Annotated in this window: 14 protein-coding genes; 6 read left to right on the top strand and 8 right to left on the bottom strand. The window is 60.4% G+C overall.

Going from position 1 to position 18,210, the window contains the following annotated elements:
* Nucleotides 1-6: 6 nt before the first annotated feature.
* The 3 genes from dhaL to ACX80I_RS09935 are packed head-to-tail and all read right to left on the bottom strand — an operon-like array spanning nucleotide 7 to nucleotide 2,308.
* Nucleotides 7-639 (bottom strand): dihydroxyacetone kinase subunit DhaL, encoded by a 633-nt coding sequence (gene dhaL, locus ACX80I_RS09945; protein WP_459313630.1) that lies wholly within the window; start codon nucleotides 637-639, stop codon nucleotides 7-9.
* Nucleotides 636-1,442: an HAD-IA family hydrolase gene (locus ACX80I_RS09940; RefSeq protein ID WP_459344951.1), complete on the bottom strand. Its 807-nt coding sequence runs from the start codon at nucleotides 1,440-1,442 to the stop codon at nucleotides 636-638. The genes dhaL and ACX80I_RS09940 overlap by 4 nt, the downstream gene beginning before the upstream one ends.
* Before the next feature lie 2 nt (nucleotides 1,443-1,444).
* On the bottom strand, nucleotides 1,445-2,308 hold the full coding sequence (locus tag ACX80I_RS09935; RefSeq protein ID WP_459313632.1) for a class II fructose-bisphosphate aldolase: 864 nt from the start codon (nucleotides 2,306-2,308) through the stop codon (nucleotides 1,445-1,447).
* Nucleotides 2,309-2,492: 184 nt separating this feature from the next.
* Between ACX80I_RS09935 and ACX80I_RS09930 the strand changes: the two genes are divergently transcribed.
* On the top strand, nucleotides 2,493-2,912 hold the full coding sequence (locus ACX80I_RS09930; protein ID WP_459344950.1) for a GlcG/HbpS family heme-binding protein: 420 nt from the start codon (nucleotides 2,493-2,495) through the stop codon (nucleotides 2,910-2,912).
* Between the two features lie 24 nt (nucleotides 2,913-2,936).
* Here the strand turns inward: ACX80I_RS09930 and ACX80I_RS09925 are convergent, their stop codons facing one another.
* Entirely contained in the window at nucleotides 2,937-3,437 is a 501-nt protein-coding gene (locus ACX80I_RS09925; RefSeq protein WP_459344949.1) for an SRPBCC family protein, read from the bottom strand.
* Nucleotides 3,438-3,539: 102 nt separating this feature from the next.
* Between ACX80I_RS09925 and ACX80I_RS09920 the strand changes: the two genes are divergently transcribed.
* Nucleotides 3,540-4,331 carry an alpha/beta fold hydrolase gene (locus tag ACX80I_RS09920; protein ID WP_459344948.1) on the top strand — a complete coding sequence of 264 codons (792 nt, stop codon included), beginning with the start codon at nucleotides 3,540-3,542 and terminating at the stop codon, nucleotides 4,329-4,331.
* Between the two features lie 75 nt (nucleotides 4,332-4,406).
* Here the strand turns inward: ACX80I_RS09920 and ACX80I_RS09915 are convergent, their stop codons facing one another.
* Both ACX80I_RS09915 and ACX80I_RS09910 read right to left on the bottom strand, forming a co-directional pair.
* Entirely contained in the window at nucleotides 4,407-6,239 is a 1,833-nt protein-coding gene (locus tag ACX80I_RS09915) for a hybrid sensor histidine kinase/response regulator transcription factor (RefSeq protein ID WP_459344947.1), read from the bottom strand.
* Nucleotides 6,240-6,380: 141 nt separating this feature from the next.
* Nucleotides 6,381-6,788: a very short patch repair endonuclease gene (locus ACX80I_RS09910; protein ID WP_459344946.1), complete on the bottom strand. Its 408-nt coding sequence runs from the start codon at nucleotides 6,786-6,788 to the stop codon at nucleotides 6,381-6,383.
* 105 nt (nucleotides 6,789-6,893) lie between these two features.
* Here ACX80I_RS09910 and ACX80I_RS09905 point away from each other — a divergent pair, with 105 nt between their 5' ends.
* The 4 genes from ACX80I_RS09905 to ACX80I_RS09890 all read left to right on the top strand — a co-directional run bounded on the left by ACX80I_RS09905 (nucleotide 6,894) and on the right by ACX80I_RS09890 (nucleotide 9,376).
* Nucleotides 6,894-7,862, top strand: coding sequence for a hypothetical protein (locus tag ACX80I_RS09905; RefSeq protein WP_459344945.1), 969 nt, complete (start codon nucleotides 6,894-6,896; stop codon nucleotides 7,860-7,862).
* 171 nt (nucleotides 7,863-8,033) lie between these two features.
* Nucleotides 8,034-8,684, top strand: a complete 651-nt coding sequence (locus ACX80I_RS09900; protein WP_459344944.1) for a hypothetical protein — start codon at nucleotides 8,034-8,036, stop codon at nucleotides 8,682-8,684.
* Nucleotides 8,685-8,762: 78 nt separating this feature from the next.
* Nucleotides 8,763-9,122, top strand: a complete 360-nt coding sequence (locus ACX80I_RS09895) for a hypothetical protein (protein ID WP_459344943.1) — start codon at nucleotides 8,763-8,765, stop codon at nucleotides 9,120-9,122.
* 14 nt (nucleotides 9,123-9,136) lie between these two features.
* Entirely contained in the window at nucleotides 9,137-9,376 is a 240-nt protein-coding gene (locus ACX80I_RS09890; RefSeq protein WP_459345157.1) for an HNH endonuclease, read from the top strand.
* A gap of 253 nt (nucleotides 9,377-9,629) precedes the next feature.
* Here ACX80I_RS09890 and ACX80I_RS09885 read toward each other — a convergent pair whose 3' ends face one another.
* Together ACX80I_RS09885 and ACX80I_RS09880 are read right to left on the bottom strand one after the other, a co-directional pair.
* Nucleotides 9,630-15,062 carry a DEAD/DEAH box helicase gene (locus ACX80I_RS09885; RefSeq protein WP_459344942.1) on the bottom strand — a complete coding sequence of 1,811 codons (5,433 nt, stop codon included), beginning with the start codon at nucleotides 15,060-15,062 and terminating at the stop codon, nucleotides 9,630-9,632.
* Between the two features lie 940 nt (nucleotides 15,063-16,002).
* Entirely contained in the window at nucleotides 16,003-18,033 is a 2,031-nt protein-coding gene (locus ACX80I_RS09880) for a hypothetical protein (RefSeq protein WP_459344941.1), read from the bottom strand.
* Nucleotides 18,034-18,210 lie beyond the last annotated feature (177 nt).

Here is an 18,210-nt window from a genome sequence, read left to right as displayed (position 1 = left end):
GTACGTTCAGGGCCAGTCGGCGACAATGCGTTCCGCGATGATCGCGACCGCCACCGCCCCGGCGTCCGGGGAACCGATGCTGCGTTCCCCGCTGTAGCTGGCGCGGCCGCGTCGAGCCTCGAGGGTCGACGTCGCATCCGCGCACTCGCGGACCTTCGCCGCGAAGGCTGCACGGCACTCCTCGGGCGATGCGCCCGCCGCCAGCTGCCGCTCCAACTCGTCGGTCGCCGGGATCAGGGCATCGAGAAGGGTCTTGTCACCGAGGTCCGCATTGCCGCGGGCTTTGATGCCGTCGGTGGCTCCACGCAGCATGGCGACGACGGCAGTGCCGTCGATCGTGTCCGTCGTCTTCGCTGCCGCAGAGGCCCGCAGGAACGCCGTCCCCCACAGCGGCCCGGACGTCCCGCCGATCCTGCTGGAGATGGCGAGCGCGATCTGCTGCAGGAAGGTGGCGACGTCGTCCCGCTTGAACGAGTCCCAGTCCGCCAGGACCTTCTCGAAGCCACGGGCGAGGGAGTAGCCGAGGTCGCCGTCGCCCACCACGGCGTCGAGGTCACCGAACTCCTTCTCCTTATCGACGGCGGTCTGCGCCAGGGAGTGGACGACGTACTCGACGTCGGCGAGGTCGGTGGCGCTCATGGGTTCTCCGTTTCGGTGGTCGCGGAATTGGGGGCGGGTGTGGACAGCAGTTTCTGCAGGGTTGCGAGGGTGACGATGCCGGACGGGCCAGCGCCGTACGGGTCGGCGAGGACCTCCGCCTGCTCTCCGTCGGGATCCCCGAGGGAGCTGACCACGAGGGACGCCCCCTTGAAGTCCTCCTCGCGGGTGAAGCCACTGACGGTCACCACAGTGCGCAGTCCGGCCCCGACCGCGGCCCGGAGCCCGTTGCCGCTGTCCTCGACGACGATCGCGTCATCTGCCGACACCCCAAGCTCGGACAGTGCCAGCAGGTAGATGTCCGGCGCCGGTTTCTTGGCGGGCACCACGTCACCGGCGAAGACGGAGAAGTGCGCGGCCAGATCATCCCCGACGGCGTGCGTCAGGACGGCGCGGACCGCGGGCTCCGCAGAGGTGGAGGCGACGGCGAGCGTCCACCCGGCGTCGTGCGCTTCCTGCACAATGCGCGCGATGCCCGGCCGCGCCGGCATGACGCCGCTCTCGACGAGTCCCTTGTAGACCTCGGTCTTCCGCTTGTGCCAGGAGAGGATCGCCGCATCGATGGCGGCGCCGTCATTCAGGCCCAGCTTTAGCGCTAGCGCCGGTGTGAGGATGCTGCGCATGCGCTCCTTGCCGCCGCCGATCCTCACCTTCTCGGCGTACTCCTCGACGCTCCACTGCACTGGGACACCGAAGTCTGTGAACGTCTGGTTGAAGGCGGGGAGGTGGCCGTACTGTTCGGTGTCGGCGAGCACGCCGTCGCAGTCGAAGATCAGGGCCGGCATGGTCAGAGGCCGCCCTTGCCCGCGCTGCCGAACTGGGCGCAGAGGTCTGTGACCATCGCGACGACGTCGGCCCGCGTGTGCTTGAACAGCGATGGCGGATCCCACTTGCTGTTCTGTTCGGCCTGCTTGAGGAACGCCAGGCTGGACTGCATGTACGTCTCCTTGAGCGCCGTGGAGATGTTGACCTTCGCGCAGCCGCGGGCGATGAGGTCGGCGAACTGCTCGGCGCTGAGGCCGCTCCCTCCGTGGAGGGCGATGGGCACGTTGCGCGCTTCGACGATCTGCGTGACGCGTTCGACGTCGAGCACGGGTGCCGCCTTGTAGCTGCCGTGGGCGTTGCCGATCGAGGGGGCGAAGACGTCGATCCCGGTGGCGTCGATGAACGCGAGCGCCACCTCGAGGCTCTGCTGCTTGGAGACCTCGTCGGAGCCGTGATCGTCCTCGACGCCGGTGATGGCCTCGATCTCGCCCTCCACCTGGGCGCCGTAGCTGCGGGCCTCCGCGACCACCTCGATGGTCTGCCGCTGGTTCTCCTCGACCGGGAGGTTGGACGCGTCGAAGAGCACCGAGTTCCAGCCGGCCTTGAGGCATTCGGTGACGACATCGCGGTCCGGGCAGTGGTCCAGGTGCAGGGTGACGGGCACCTCGATCCCCCGCGTCATCGACTGCCACATGTCGAAGAGCACGCGGGACCCGATGCTCCGCACGGTCTTGACCGAGGTCTGCAGGATCACCGGCGAGTTGGCCTCCACGGCACCGGCAAGGACGCCCTCCATGGTCAGGTCATTGAAGATGTTGATGGCGGGCACACCGTAGCGTGCCTCGAATGCCGGGTCGACGATGTCCTTCAGCGGTACAACGGCCATGGTGATTCCTCCTGGTCAGGCTTACCCCCACGCTAGGTGCGCATTGCCGCGCTGAATATGGGGGTTCTCCCGCCCTCCCCCTGGGGGTAATCACCACCTCGTCAGGCGCGGGCTTCGGTGGTTGAGTGGAGCGCGGCCGCTTCGGCCGCCGCTTCTTCTCCACTTCAACGACGAAGGACACCCCATGCCCCAGGGATCAGTGCTCGAGACCATCACCGCCGAGGAAGCCCGCCGTGTCATCGACGCCGCCGCGGCGAAGGCCACGGAGATCGGTCAGCCGATGGACATCGCCGTCGTGGACGCCGGCGGCAACCTGAAGGCGCACGTGCGGATGGACGGTGCGAACATCGGCAGCATCACCATCTCGATCAACAAGGCCTACACGTCCATCGCGTTCCAATGCGAGACCGGCGACCTGCAGGGTGTCACCCGGCAGGACGGCCCCATCTACGGATTGAGCGACGCCCACGGCGGCCGGCTCGCGGTGTTCCCCGGCGGCATCCCGCTGGTGCGCGACGGCAGCATCATGGGTGCCATCGGCGTCTCCACCGGAACCATCGAGCAGGACCAGGAAGTGGCGACGGCGGGCGCGGCCGCCTACTGAGGCTGCCGCACCAAGGTCAGCGCGCTAGACCCGCTCATCCTCACGGAACGTGCTGGACTCGGCGATCCGCTTGATGGCGGCAAGCGTCTTCGGGATGCCGTCGAGCGCCTGCTGGATCCGATCGATGATTTGCGCGGGAGCATCATCCCCGAACTTCTCCTCGAACATGGCGATGCCGCCCGGCAGAAAATCCCAGGATTCGGTCAGGGTGGTCCCGGTGCCGGCCGGCGTCAGCGTGTAGCCCCAGCGGACTCGATCGCCGCCGACCACCCAGGCGAACTCGCGGCCGCGCTCCGCGGCCACGACCTGCGACCGGGTCTCCCACGTGCGGTGCGGAAGCTCATTGCGCCCCGCGAACCAGGCACCGACCTGGCCTGCAGCGGCGTCGTCCTCCCACCAGCACCGCGTACACACCGGGCTCCACTCGCCGGTGCGGGTGATGTCCGAGACCAGGTCGTAAATGCTCTCCGCCGATACTTGGATCGTGACGGACTCCTGGTGGTGGCGGATCTCTGTCTGGCTCATGCGCCCATTCTCACAGAAGATTCCCCTCGTCCTGCGGGATGGGCTGCAGCGCTCTGTGCCCGCATAGACTGAGGCCTCGCGCTGGCTACGGAAGGCCCCCACATGTTGAACGCTGAACGAACCGGCACCGGAAAGCCACTCGTCCTCGTACATGGGCTCGGCTCGAGCGTCCGCACCTGGGACCTCGTCCTCCCCCTCCTGCAGGAACAGCGCGAAGTCATCGCCATCGACCTCCCCGGATTCGGCGGCAGCGAGCCGCTCGCGGGTGAGGTGACCATCGCAACCCTCACGGACGCCGTCGAGCAGTTCCTCGAGCAGGAGAACCTGCGCGACGCGGATATCGTCGGAAGCTCGATGGGTGCGCGGATCGTGGTCGAGCTGGCGCGGCGGGGTCACGCCGGCAACGTCGTCGCCCTCGATCCCGGAGGATTCTGGAACGACACCCAGGTGCGCATCTTCAACGGCAGCATCACCGCGTCCATCGCCCTGGTACGGCGCCTCCAGCCCGTCCTGCCGTCACTCGTCCAGCACGCTGCGGGCCGGACGGCGCTGCTCGCCCAGTTCTCCGCAGCCCCCTGGAAGCTCGACCCGGACCTCGTCCTGACGGAGCTCCGCGGATTCGCCGCCTCGCCCAGTCTCGACGAAGCGCGTAAGTCGCTCGCGCATGGGCCGCGCCAGGCCGGCGCGCCGAAGGGGACGATCAAGGGAACGCTGGCGTTCGGCTGGGGCCGGTCGGACAGGGTCACCCCGCTCAGTGAGGCCGCCGTCGCCATGTCCCTCTATCCGGACGCCACCCTGCACGTCTTCGAGGACTGCGGGCACTTCCCGCACTGGGACCAGCCGCAGGAGACAGCCCGGTTCATCTTCGACGCCACCGCCGCTGGGTCGTCGTAACTATCCGCTGAGCCGCACACCTGGTGAGCGTGCTGGTGGCGCCTCAGCACGTAGGCCTCCGCCGGGCGTGGCCGCCTACCTGGAGTTCGCGATCGCATGACCCTGGTGCTGCAGGCCCACCAGCATGGTGCGGTTACGTGCCCCGGTCTTCCGCAGCATGGCGCTCACGTGCTTCTCGACCGTCTTCACCGAGATGGCGAGCCGTGTGGCGATCTGCTTGTCCGCCAGCCCCTCGGCCAGTAGGTCCCGCACCTCGAGTTCGCGGGCCGTCAGTGATACCACCTCGCCTGTGTCCGCCGCACGATTCTCGGTGAGTCGCGTAAACATCGCCCCGTCCAGCAGGGCATCCCCGCGGGCGGCGGCGACGACGACGCGCGCCACCTCCGCGGGCGTCGAGGACAACGAGAGAAAGCCTCGCACGCCCGCTGATGCGGCGGACGCCAGCAGTTCATCCGCGAAATGGTCGACGACGGCGACCACCGGCCGCTCGACGGTGTCCGTTTCTGTCACCCGGGCTTCGGCATACCGGGACAGCAGGTGCTCGTCGAGGACGATCATGTCCGGCTGCAGGAGGGACACCGATTCGGTGAGGTCCTCGAGCGTCCCGAACTCGCCGAGTACCTGCACCGACGGCTCGGACGTCTCGAGCAACCGGACGAGCCCGGCCCGGAGAAGGGGTTGGGTGCAGGCGACTAGGACCTTCCAGCGTTCGCGGGAGGCGTCGCCGTTCGAGGAGTACGGCACCTGCGCCCGGACGCTCGTCCCCCAGCCCAGCGTGGACTCCATGTGGAGCTCGCCGCGCAGGTAGTGGGCCCGGGCTGCCATGCCGTGCAAACCTAGCCGACTCCCCTTCAGTTCCGTGGTCTCCTGGCCCTCGAACCCGCGGCCGTTGTCCTCGATGACGGCCGTGATGCCGGTGGTGTCGTAGAAAATGCCGACCCGGCACGCGGTCGCGCAGGCATGCGCTAGCGCGTTGGCCACGGCTTCCTGGATGATCATGAAGAGCTGATGCGCGACGACGGGCGCCAGTTCGTGAGGATTGCCGGTCACGAGGAGCGTCACGTCCATCGGATGGTTTGCGCTCACCCGGTCGAGTTCCTGGCGGACCGCTTCCTCGAGCGAGCGGTCGGCCAGGCTGGAGGGTCCGAGTCCCAGCACAGTGCGGCGAGTCTCGAAGAGCGCCTCGTGGGCAAGCACCCGGGCGGAGTCGATGTGCTGGGTGGAGGGCGATCCGCTAGGGGTGGCCTTGTCCGCGCGGTCGAGGTGCAGCAGGAGCGAGCCGAGTGACCGGCCAATGGTCTCGTGGACCTCCTGTACTGCGCGTTCACGCTCGCTCGCGACAGCCGCTTCCCGTTCCTTTGCCGCAGCGGCCTGGTGAAGCCGGGAGTTCATGATGGCGATGGCGGCGTGGTTGGCGAAGAGTTCCACAAGGGAGGCGTCGCCGGGGCTGAAGATACGACCCGGACCGTCGCTGAAGATGGCGAACGTGCCGATGATGGTGCCGGCCCAGGTGATGGGGACGCCGATGACGGCGCTCCCCCACCGAGGGTCCGCCGGGTCGATGTGGCCCATCGGTACGGACGCGTAGCGATCGAGGATGACAGTGCCACGGGTCTTCACGATTTGCCCAGTGAGGCCCTCGGTCAGCGGGAAGGTCTGGCCCTCGCGGCAGCCGACGCCCTGGTCCACTTCCTTACGGTAGTATCCCTCAGCCTCGTGGACGATCGAGATGGAGCCGCTCTCGCACCCGAGGAGGGCGGCGGCGTGCCCGAGGACGCGTTCGAGGAGCGGGACCAGCTCGAACTGTCCGGCGAGATCGCGGGCCAGTTCGGTGATGCGGTCGAGCTGGGAGGGCTGCGTGTGGTTCTGCTGGTTCTGGGTGTTACTGGGCGTGGGAAGCTGCTGCATGTACGGCACCTGTCTCCTGCGACCGGGCGCGACGCTGCGCTCGGGGTTTTAGGATAGCGGGCCGGGAAAAACATGCCTTCGGCGGAGACGTCATCACCCAACGTATACCTCTTCATCTTCACGCCAGCATCCGCCAGTCTTTCAGGACAGGAAGACCGTAACCTCCTTCAGCACTTCATCCGGATACTTGAGCTCGCACTCCCATATAACGTGAACTGACCAGCCGAGTACCTCTAGGTCACGAAGCTGCTCTCTGTCCCGCTTAACGTTCCGGAGTCGCTTTGCCGACCAGAAAGCGGCATTGGTCTTAGGCGAGCGCTGCCCGATGCGACAGGAGTGCTCGTGCCAGAAACAACCATGAACGAAGATCACCTTCCGCCGTCCCGGAAAGACAAGGTCCGGTTTGCCCGGTAGGCGCTTATCATGAAGCAGATACCGGTAACCCGCCCGATGAATCATGCGGCGAACCTGCATCTCCGGCTTAGTGTTTGTTGCGCGGATCTTTGCCATGTTCGCGCTCCGCTGCTCTCTCGTCAGCCGATCCGTCATAGTGCCATCTTAAGAGAGGTTACGACCCATCAATCCGGCTGAACTGAACGACTTATCCGTCGACGTAGCCTGAATATTCCAGCCCGTCCTGACGAGGAAGTTCTCATGCACCGCATCACCACTCTCACCACGCTTGCCCTAGTCACCTTCCTGTGGCTCATGGGGTGTTCCTCGGGCTCGGTAGAGAATGAAGCACCGACCACGGGGGCAACATCCTCGACGTCTGCCGCAGCAGAAAACACCCCCGCGACCTATCAACTCGATCAAACATTCACGGCGACGACTTCCTATGGAGCAGTGATTACCGTTGAACTCCCCGCGGCGGGACCACCCGAAGTTGAACAGTTACGGACGGATCTGAAGATTGACCCGGTCAGTTATGCGAAAGTCGGCATCGACAACAGGCAGGGCACAACAGATGTGGACGTCTACCTGATCACCGTCTACGACGAGAGCGGAACCGCCTACGAGTTCCAGGACCTCTCCGTGTTCCACATAGCTGATTGGGGACCGAACTACACCGATGCCCTCGGCGGCGTCGAAGGTCAGTACGGCTACACCCTGGCCGACGGCACAGTCCTCGACGAACGCGTCGGGGACGACCTCAGTAGAAAGTCCGTCGACCTTCACAACAAGTACCTGAACGGCACAAACGCTTCGAAGCTCGAGGTCTCCACCGGTTGGCTTGCTTCCACTACAACCAAACTGCCTGAGCGGATCACCGGTATCACCATCCAGCCCGATGGGCTGAGCGAAGAAGTAGCCATGGCACCAGGCGGGACGATGCCGTCGGTCAAGGCCTCCCCGGCCCCAACCACCAGCACAACGACCCCGCCTGCCCAACCCACAATTCCCCCCAGCAAATTGGCCCCAACAGAGGACGCTACTTCTGACATGGGTACGACCGAGAAGTTCACCTACGAGGAAGCCCTTGCAGCTGTCAACAACGGCATGCCGTACTACGAAGCTTTCTGCCTTCGCTACGAGCCCACCACTGATGGAGGCAGGTCCCAATGCGAAGGCATCGAAGCCGGCACTGTCGACCCCGTCACTGGCGAGTACCTCGGAGGGTAAGCCCAACAATCGGCGCCCTTACCGATATCCTCAGAATAACAACAGGTGACGGGCCGCCTGTTGCTTTCTCAGGGGAACAGCGACACCTCCTCATCTGTTGTGAAACACTTGCCTCCGACCGCGCCCTAATCAGCGGCAGGATGCCCCGCACCCATTCCCTTTAGGACGACTGTGAAGAACGCGCTTTTCCCCACCCTTACCGTTGCAGCGCTACTGTTCACGGCATGCAGCTCGGCAGAGACCGCGGCATCCTCTGAAGATGCGACACCGGCACCTACTGTGTCTGTTGCACCAGCGTCCCCCAGCGCGGAGCCCGCGGAAAGCTCTTCTGCCGCCCCAACGCCGAACAGGAACGAGCGCGGGGACATCATCAAAGCAATCGGTGAGAACGGCGGATGGAAAGCGGTCGAGGGTGGACCCAACACCATCAACTTCAAGGTCACCTCCATAGCTCCGGCAGTTTGTGACAGCCCATACCCAGGAGAAGCCAACGGCATTCCCATGGCGGTCACCCTCGAGATCGAGACCACCGCGGACTTCGAAGGACCGATCGCCGTTAACGGAGTTCCTGGTCAGATTAGCTTCGGGCCCTCCTACTGGAAGGGTTACGCGGACAACGGAACGCGAATGAATACCGTCGACTCCAACATCAACAGGACCTGCCTGGCCAACGAAGCACTACTGCTCCCGGACTACATTGGCAAAGGAGAGAAGCTGAACGGTCAGGTCATCCTCGACGTCACCACTCCAACCGGGGAACTGTCTTACTCCCCTGACGGTGGCGGGAGTGGTTGGGTCTGGCAGTACCCGTCTGCTGGCTAAGAATCAAGTAACCAATGCCGAAGTCGATGCCCGCATCACCTGCCCCCGTCCCTGAGTACAGGGACGGGTGATCCACGGATGACACTGACGCTCGACTCGATCCTGCGAAGCGTCGGGATCGATTCTGGTGAAGCCCAAGTCATCCGCCACGCCTACGTGCGCGAGCACGAGGACGTTGGCCTCAAGGGCATCCATGCGGACTCCACAGACGACGAGATTCTGGACTACACGCGACAGCAATCCGCGAACCGGCGCGTCTTCCCCATCACGCCGGCCGCCATCTACGTCATCTTTGTGCGCGAGGGAGGCGATCGGGCTCGACTTTGGTCGGTGGTGGAGAACCGCGGCGAAACCTCGAACGACGGACAGCTGCGCGTCTTCAACCTAGTGATGTCCGAGCACATGGTTGACCTGAGGAACCGGCTGGTCATCCGCTAGAAGTCACCGCGCACCTGGCGGCTCAACGGCCCAATGGCCGCCGGCTAACCGGTCATGGAGATCGCAGATGCGGGCATCGGGGTCATGACTACATCGATGTTCACCACATACTGCCGTTGCATGCTTCCGGCCCAACAACCACGCGATTGCAGGACCTTGCACTTCTCTGCGCCAACCGTCATCGCATGATTCACCGTGGCAACCCCTGGCTAACGCCGAACGAACTTAGAGCCATGCTTAGTTCCGGCACCTAGCGGTCGGCTCATGGTCTCTTCGGACATTCGGCGGAGGGAAGGGGTAGTGTTTGCCAGCTGAGGATGGTACGAAGGGGTCGAGGTCCCCGAGGATCAGCAGCGCCAACCGCTGTTCCTCTTTTGAGGACCTCGACCAGTCACGGAAGAGTCCCTGCGCGTCGACTGCACCTTCAATCCGAGTTACGACTTCCGTAGCGGTGACAACCATGTTCGCATTCTGCTGAACCACACGCCGGTCAGCACTGATTCAGGTTCAGCCATTGGTTCTCAGGCTTCGGATCAGGTTGATGACATGGCTCGGGTTGCGGTCGAGCATAAACGTATCTACATAAACCGTGCCATCGAGACCCACGTGGTCTGCATTCAGTTGGGCTGTAGCCTCGGTGAGTCTATTGGACATTAGATTGGCTTCTCCTGATTCTAGGGGGTGCCGTAGGATTACCGCAATGCGCCCCTCAGCAGGACTTTCCCATAACGCACATGCAGCGAACTTGTTTTCGAGGATGGGAGCGTTGTAGACCTTCGCCCAATTGTTGATCGCGTGCCGGTGCTGGTCCAACTCAATCGTCAACTCTCGACCATCGAGCACCGTCTTCAGGTCTTTGGCTAGGCGCCAATCAAGTAGGGCATGGTACGCCATATTCGAATAATCACGCAGGCAGCGGTAACAGGAAGAGGAGCACTCGATAGAGTGCTCACCGGCCAGTTCATCTAGGTAAGTATCAATGTCTACGAGGTATTCGGGAAGGATGTCGGGTTTCCCCAGGTGACTGCTGAAGCCAGCGCCATTTTCTAACGTATCAGCAAGGAAAGCGAATGTGGTTGTCCTTCCATCCTTCAGCCCGGTGTGAATTCCCGCATTGAACTCTTGGGCCTGTATATCGAGTTTTTTCGCACCAACTGTCCTCATGAGGAAGCTCAACGAGTACCACGCGGCTCGGCGGCCTTGAATCGAGTCATATGCGCCGTTGCGTTGGGCCTTCCCGCTGCTCAGATCCAACCGCAGCCCTTGAGACTCAATCACTGCTGACTTGGGGCCGTAGAACAGAAAGTCCGTCGGTTGGATTGTACCCAGCGCGGCGGCGATGGAAGGCTTGGACTTGTCGGTACCGACGTTACTCGACCCGTCAGCAGCTAGGGCTATGTAGCCTCCCCAGTAATCGTTGGGGAGTACTTGCTGGAATTGGAACGATTTGCCGGAATTGTCATTGATCACGTATCTTTTTCCGGGGCCGGAGTATGCGACTGAACTGGGAAGGGAAACGGGTAACAGTTTTTGAAGGTCGGCCACGGCCCGGGTGGAGGTTGATTTGGGCGACCAGGAAAAGTTGCCGTCAAAGTCGCGGGGATTGTCTGCTCGATATCCTTTGGGTTCCCGGAGATCGATGGTACTGAAAATTCCGGGGTCAGCTCCACACCGCGGGCAAGAGCCTCCTGCATATTCTGAGCCTGCTGGTCTCTCTTCCACGAACGCGCACTGCCTACACACGTCAATCAGTCGTTGGTCTCCCAAGGCATTGTCCTCAGCTGCGACTGTGCGACCAGCCGGGTAGAAGGCGGCGGCGCCGATAACAGGATAAATTTTCCCGTCGCGCACCAGCTCACTTCCGGGAGAAAACTGGTTGACTGCCATCGCTGCATCGCGGTCGATCACGTTGTTTGGCGGCCAGGGGAAGGCGGAACTCGGTTTTCTGAGGTAAAGGTTCCGAACTTTCGAAGGGAACCCGAACATCGGTAGGAGACCGCTTTCAGCCAGCCGCTGACTAAGGTCAGAATGGCCCGGGACGTCACTGAAGGCAACCCGGGATATATCCTCAACCAAGGACGCGATACTCGCACGCGCAGAGCGCAAGTCATCCTGGCTTAGGTTCGTGTATGTCGCTAGACCGCTGACCGCCTCATCAACTGCGGACCGGTTCTCATCAAGCCATTCGCTCAGCCGTGGCTTAACGCTTGCCCAGTCAGACACCAACCCGAACTGACCGTGTGTGTTATTACCAAATCCCTGAAATTCCTCGTCTAAGGAAAGGACATCGGACAAACCGATGAATGCACGCCGGAGTGTCTCGCTTCTCAATGCTCGGATGTAGATTTCAGGGCGGTTGAGTGCCAAGTAAGGCTTCGGTGTCGGTTCGTTGGTGATGAGTTCGGGCCGCCCGAAGTAATACTCATCGTGGCTGCGGCCCCTGCAGACGGTGAGAGAGACGGCCATGGGGGTCAATCGGCGACCGGCACGTCCTACGCGTTGTTGGTAGTTGAAGCGCGTAGGTGGCATGTTTGCCAGGATGACGGAATCTAGGGCGCCGATATCAACGCCGGCTTCCATTGTTGTGGTGACGGAGAGAAGTTCGATCCCGTCAGACTTCTTGTTTTCCGTCTGATTAAGGAAGACATTCTGGAAGCGGGCTTGCCGAGATTGGGCGGCAAGGCGGTCGGTCTGGCCAGTAAGTTCAGCTGACGTGAGGCGGAACTGTCCTTGAGCATATGTGGCCTTATAGCCGTAATAGTCGAGGACAGTCCCGTGAGTAGTTGCCTCTGGAAGGTCTTTCCCGCAGTACGTGCACAGACCACACCCGTATACCAAGTGTCGGCGTCGGCAGTTCTGACATGTCCATTCATTGGTTGAGGGCTGGTACATGGTCGCGCCGCCGGGGACGATGAGGAAGTTCAATACAGCGTCGCCCCATGCCTTCCGAACCTCAGATTGGACATCATCGAAGTCCATATCGAACTTCAGCGCGACAGCTTGCCAAAAGCTTTTCAGTTTCCTCGGGGGCGTATCTGAAACGTACCTCATGCCGACGAATCGCCGCATTCCTGCGAGGATACGAAGGCTTGATTGGGCGATGGCAGCCGAAGACGATGGAATATTCTGGACAGCACTATCAGATCCGACGAGTCCTACCCAACCTAGGCCCAAAGATTCGTAATCACGGCCTACTCCGGAAAACAGCCCGTCGATGATTTCCTTCTGCAGAGCTTCGTCTATGGCATTAGCCAGCTTTGTCTGGGCGGTCGATAGATCGCTTTTGCGTGCTGGTGAAGGATCCCAACGGTAGATGAGGGACCAGGATGAGGGGGTCTTCTCGTCGGTTCGCTGGAGGGAAGCCGATGGACCACCGGGATTTATGCCCATTTCTACGAGTCGCTGACTGACACGTTCAGTAAGCACTGGAAGAGACGGTGACTGAGCGAGTCGGCGAATCGCTTCACCTTCCGGCATGTCACTGTCGCCTTCCCAGACATCCCGCAGGTCGGTGTACGCGCGCAAATCCTTGGCCTGCAGACGTTTGATGGCATCCCCCGACTCCGGAGTGCGCCGCCGGTCAACAACATGTTCCCTAGCTAAACCAACATCTGCGGTGATTCGGTCGGAGGCGGCGAGTTCGGCATGAAGAAGTAACCGCAGGAGATCCTGATAGTGGCGAAGACTGATTCCAGACGATAGTTTGGCCGCATCCTGCCGGCTGTCGGTGAAGACGATCGTCTTCCGGTTTTCCGGCTCCAGGTCTTGAAGCAGCTCAGTGATGAGCACCTGATTGATCTTCTCGAAACCGGTGCGCATTGCTCGGATGGGCGATCTCTGGCGCTTTTTATCTGCCGCTGAGACTGCCCCGTCAGCGGTGTGCGTTATCTCCCAGTCATCGGCGCAGTTGGGGCACCGTGTGGGGAACGGGGACAACTGCTCCGGATCCCTTTTAGGTACCCCCGTGTTTGGTCCGCGTTTACCAGTTGGGGCAACCACATGGAACGTCCAGCCTGTGTGATCGTCACTTTCGGTTGGCCGCAGTTCGCCTGTCTCGGGTCTGAGGACCGACCTGCGGAACGCGTATTCGACTTTTTTGCCGTCTACCTTCCACTCCAGATCATCCAGATCAGGGCGCTCCTTATGTGGCCAATAAAGCAGGTAGTTATTGGCTGTCCGCTCAAGACCCACCTGGTCAGGCAGGTGCTCGATGTCGGACAAGTCGGCCAGCAGTGTTACCTTCCCCGGAAGCTGCGTTGAACCGGAGGGTGTGTACCCTCCTAGGAAAACGTCGCCGCAATTCTGGCAGTACAAAAACTCCAACACTCTGGAACCGCACAGACACCGGCTCACTGGTTCGGAATACAGGCGCCCTACGGGTCGTGTGAGGGTACCTGATTCCTGTACCTCCGGGCAGGCAGGATCGGTGCAGGCCCACATGCCCGGTACGTTGCGGAAGAAGAGGTGGGTTCTTAGTAAGGGCCATTTGATGTTGCCTGGGCTCTCCGCAGGTGTTGCAGCAGCTCTTAAGAGCTTCTGCACCGCTTCAACCCGTGAGCCTTCAGACAGCGCCGGGAATAGGTGCTGTCCCATCTGCTTCAGAGATTTTGCCTCCGGTTTCGATTTAGGCTTTCCGTCCTCTGCCAGGAAGAAGACGTTGCTCAAGGCGCTGGCGCCCAACAAGGAGTCTTCCGGGGTAGCAATACTGTCCTGGCTTGCAAACCCAGTGTTCGAGAGGTCGAGTGTCGGGTCTTGTGCGCGGATGAGTTGGCCTGGGTGGAAGTCGAAGGATTCGCGGGGAACACCAAAGAACTCCTCGACGAAGGCTTCATCTCGGTTGGCTTCCAAGGACGCCGAGGCGGCAATGACTTGGAACTGGTTCGTGTTTTCAACTAGTCCGAGTCTCATCTTGAGGTTGCGGATGAGCAGCGCGACTTCTGTGCCCGCGGTACCTCTGTAGGAGTGCAGTTCATCGACGACGAACGTGAATCTATGGTCAGGACTGGCTCGCAGCCACTGACGGGTCGAGTCAAAGTACCGGCTGTCGCGTTCGCGTAGGAGCAGGACGTTCAGCATCGAATAGTTGGTAATGAGGATGTCCGGAGCAGCGTGGGCCATGTCCCACCGGGAAACCATCTCAGCTCCGCCAAGGCGGGGCATGAAGTACTTAGACTCGTCGTCAAGCTCTTGTATTTGGCCGCTGCGATGATCGACGTCTTCAAGGTAGGAGCGTAAATTCCCCATCGGGACCTTGTCCCCCAATCGTCCGGTTACAGGCGTCGCACCCGTGTATCGGCCGAAGTAGAAGCGGTGGCCTCGTCTGTTTTCATCTAGCCAGCTCCGGGCGGCTTCGCTGTCTAGAGCCTTTCGCAGCCGGATGAGTTGATCATCAACCAGGGCGTTCATCGGGTACAGGATGATGGAGCGGACAGCTTTGATGCGTCCAGTCTCGGTTTCCCGTTGTGGCACGAACGGCCCATTGGCTCGCCTCCACCAAGGCGCAAACGTCGACCCGCGGCCACTCCACGAGCTTGATTCGGTTAGGAGGTTTGACAGGAGCGGTAGGAGGAAAGCTTCTGTCTTACCGGCACCGGTACCTGCGGTCACCACGACGTTGCGTCTGTCCCTCACAACGGATCCCAGGGCCGCCTCTTGGTGGGTGTACAGATCCCGGCCAGAGGGAATAAGGCCCGTTCGTGCGAACTCGACCAAATCCTTTGAGGCACCAGTTCCTTCTACGGATTTTTCAAAGGACTGCGTGGACGTTTTGTATTCCGGCCGCAGTTCGATGAAGGGTTCACGATAGACACCGTTGTCCTTATCGAGAATCCGACGTCGTTCTGCCTCAAGATTCTCGTCAGCGAGTCCGAACGGCGTGTCATAGTAACGGAAATAAGACTCGCGTAAATGGTTGAAAGTCTCAACAATGTCTATAGGCATGAATTTGTCTTTCTACGGAATGAGCATGAGTGTTGGAAGTGTTCAGCGCACTTGCAGGTGTTGATGTACGGATCGAGCGATAGCTGAAGCAACAGAAACGGGCACGTTCTCATAGGCCCATGCTCCGTCTCGCGTCCTAATGGGGCTGATTCCGCTGCACGAGACCAACGCCCGGCGGTGCTGCACGGGTAGCGGCAAAGCGGCATTGACACTCAGTGCCCCGATGGGATCAGCAGTCTTCTCAGTAACTCGCAACTGAAAGTATTTAGTGTCTCTTCTAGACATAACCAGACACTTTCCTTCGGCGTTGGTGGTTGAAAACCAAGCCCCCGACCGGGAAAGCCAATATTGATAACGACCATTAACTGTCTGCCTAAAGAGCCCGTCTCGGCTGAGCACTTGAACAGGGACAAATTCCTGTGCTGAAAGATCAAAAAACTCGATCGGCACTCCGTGCATGTTTGGCCCTGCAGACCGAGGTCCTGAAGTCAGCGGAGGAAGACTCGCGGCTATGGCAGACGCGGCACACGGAATGAAAATCGCTCCTACATCAGCAACGACTCTCCTCAGCTCTGATTCACTGTCGTATTCAATAACTAATGCGCTAGGGTTTCCGAGAGATGCCGCCTCGGAGTTTACTGATTCGATTTTGTGAAGCACCACAACTTCTTCCAGCCGTTCCTCCAACTCAGGTGTTCGTTCGCCGATAACCAATGCAAACGCGGAGGAGCCCGGAAGTTGTGTGATTACGGTTGGTCGGATTCGCCATCTGCTCTCTGCCCACAACAGGTCAAGATGCCCCAGCACCTCCAAACGTCCCAGATACGCTCTAGAGACGTTGATTTTGGTACGTGCTGAGCCCTCTACAAGCGCAGCGACGGATGAAGTTACGTCGGAGATGCGGCCATGACCACGGCAGCTCAACCACTGAAGAAACAAATCACCGTGCATAGATACTGTCCTTAATTGACTGCGACAAATATGCTCGCCAAAGAGGATCGGGGTTGCCAATAGTTTCCTGAGCTACTCGCCTCCAAAAAGCCAGGGCTGGTGCGTCAAGCACTCCAAAGGCTGGCGGATCAGCAGTAATACAAAGCGGCTTGGAAAGCTTCCCTCCCCATTCTGTCAAAACCCAGCTTGCACCCTCGGCGACAGGGACTTTCCATCGGTACGACTCGGGAAATCCGAGATCTCTTAAAGACGGCGGGATCAAAAACTCAGTACACTTCCACACCAACCCTGCAGGGGTTACAAACCATACGGCCGCCCCTCTTCCCCGCCTACACAAAACGTATTCAAAAGAGTTTTTTTCTAGGTCGGAACCAGGAACCTTGAAGTCATAATTTCTTTCTTTAATCTTCCCTTGCGCAGCAGAGCCGCTCAAGTGGACGAAAAACTCTAGTTTTGAGCTATCGACTGAAACGACATGCTTGCCCGCGGTAAAAGTTCCAACTAGCCGGAGAGAAAAAAGCGACCCATTGGGCTTTATCCGCATTCCAGGCAACTTGTCATCGAGGACAACTTGGACGTACTCAACCGAATGGTCTTCTGGGAGCTGCACATCCGGTTCACCCCCTAGCAGGTAGTGTTGCCCACCGACATCTGTGTGGAGCTTCAAGCCGTTCACGAGTCGTGCTTGCAAGCTAGAAGGCACTTTGAGGAGCTGGCCCAGGCTGTTGAACGAGCCTGCCGATGACAGGTCAATCGGCTCTACGAAAGTCACCCCGGCATATACCGCCCATCCCGGAAAGAGCGTGCCCCGAAATCTCCAGTAACCGGGAGCGGCGCTACTAGCCAGAAGCTCGTTCAGCTCCGACACGTCGGATTCCTGGACTACCAACAGGTGCTGCTCACCAGGACTAACGCTGGCTACTGACTGCCAGTGCCCCGATAAGGAGTCTCGACGCAGAACCCACAGTTGGCGCACTCTCTTCGTCAGCACTGCTCGGGTTCCTGTCGCCCGATAAGGGTGGTTGATCAATGAGGCGTTCTGAGAGAGGTTGCCGTCTACCACCTGGTAGACGGATCCATAATCAGGTTTCCTGATCGTCAGCAGCGTACCGTTATCCTGCTTCAGTTCGTCCGTTTCCAACCGGGGGTGTACCGGAATCACCCAGCTGATGGACCAGTCGTCCGAGTCAATACGCAGGCTCAGGTCCAGCCGCACTTGGTTATCGGCTTGAGCCGGTTCTGCGGACTGTTCGGTGGCCAACTTGACGATTACAGCCAGCAGCAACGGATTGCCCGGGCCTGCTTCAACTAGATCGACGAACCCCGACGAGAATCCCCTTGGCTTGTCCATCCACAAGCGAAGTTTCGCTAACAGCTCGTCGGGTGAGGGCGGGGAATTTCGGTCGACCTGGAGTCTGTCGAAGAACGCAGACAGTCTCTCTCGATCAGATGCTTTCAGCACGGTTTGGGAAAGCGGGTAGCCAATCCTTTTGAAAGTCTCGTGAGTGTGTATGGTGCTGGTACCGACCAAGTCTCGGTTTCGTTCTATCCAGTCATCCAGTGTTTTCCACATCTGGGCAACTTGATCAAAATGCTTCTGCATTCCCGTCGCAGTGAGCCTGTTCGTGCCGGACGTCATCAAACTGACGAGCCGAGGATAGTAAGCAGAGGACGAAAACATTCCGTCTCTGCGCATCCGGGATGCGGCGAGAACGGTGACGGCTAGCAAGGGCAGACATGGTGGTGGCTGGTCTTGGGGGCCCGTCCTCCATGAGGCAAGGCGCCGGTCAATACGCTCGAAAATCGCAGGCTTATCGGTTTGCCTAAGTTCGGCAAGAACAGCTGAGCGCAGCGACTCCATTGGATCAGGTAGAGCAGGACATAGCCGCTTCAGTTCTTCGTCATCGAGGAACATGACCACGGGTTCATCGAGTTGGTTCGCCGGAAAAAATTCGGCGGACAACTTTGACTGCCATCGGTCGTAGTTCATCCAATTTTCTGAACCTTCATCATGCCCCACGCTTACAACTCTAATCAGTGTCACTGACACCTAGGCCCCGGCCACGCCGGCCTCAAGTCACCAGTTATTAGCCCATGAGGTATGCCGTCCTGAGTCTGTTGGGGCATGAACCACCCGGATCAGTAGATCCTGAGCTCGACGCAATTAGAGCAACACTGCGCTTTTGGAGCCGAACGA

The organism is Arthrobacter rhamnosi (assembly GCF_054510855.1).
This window is presented reverse-complemented; position numbering and strand designations above follow the sequence as displayed.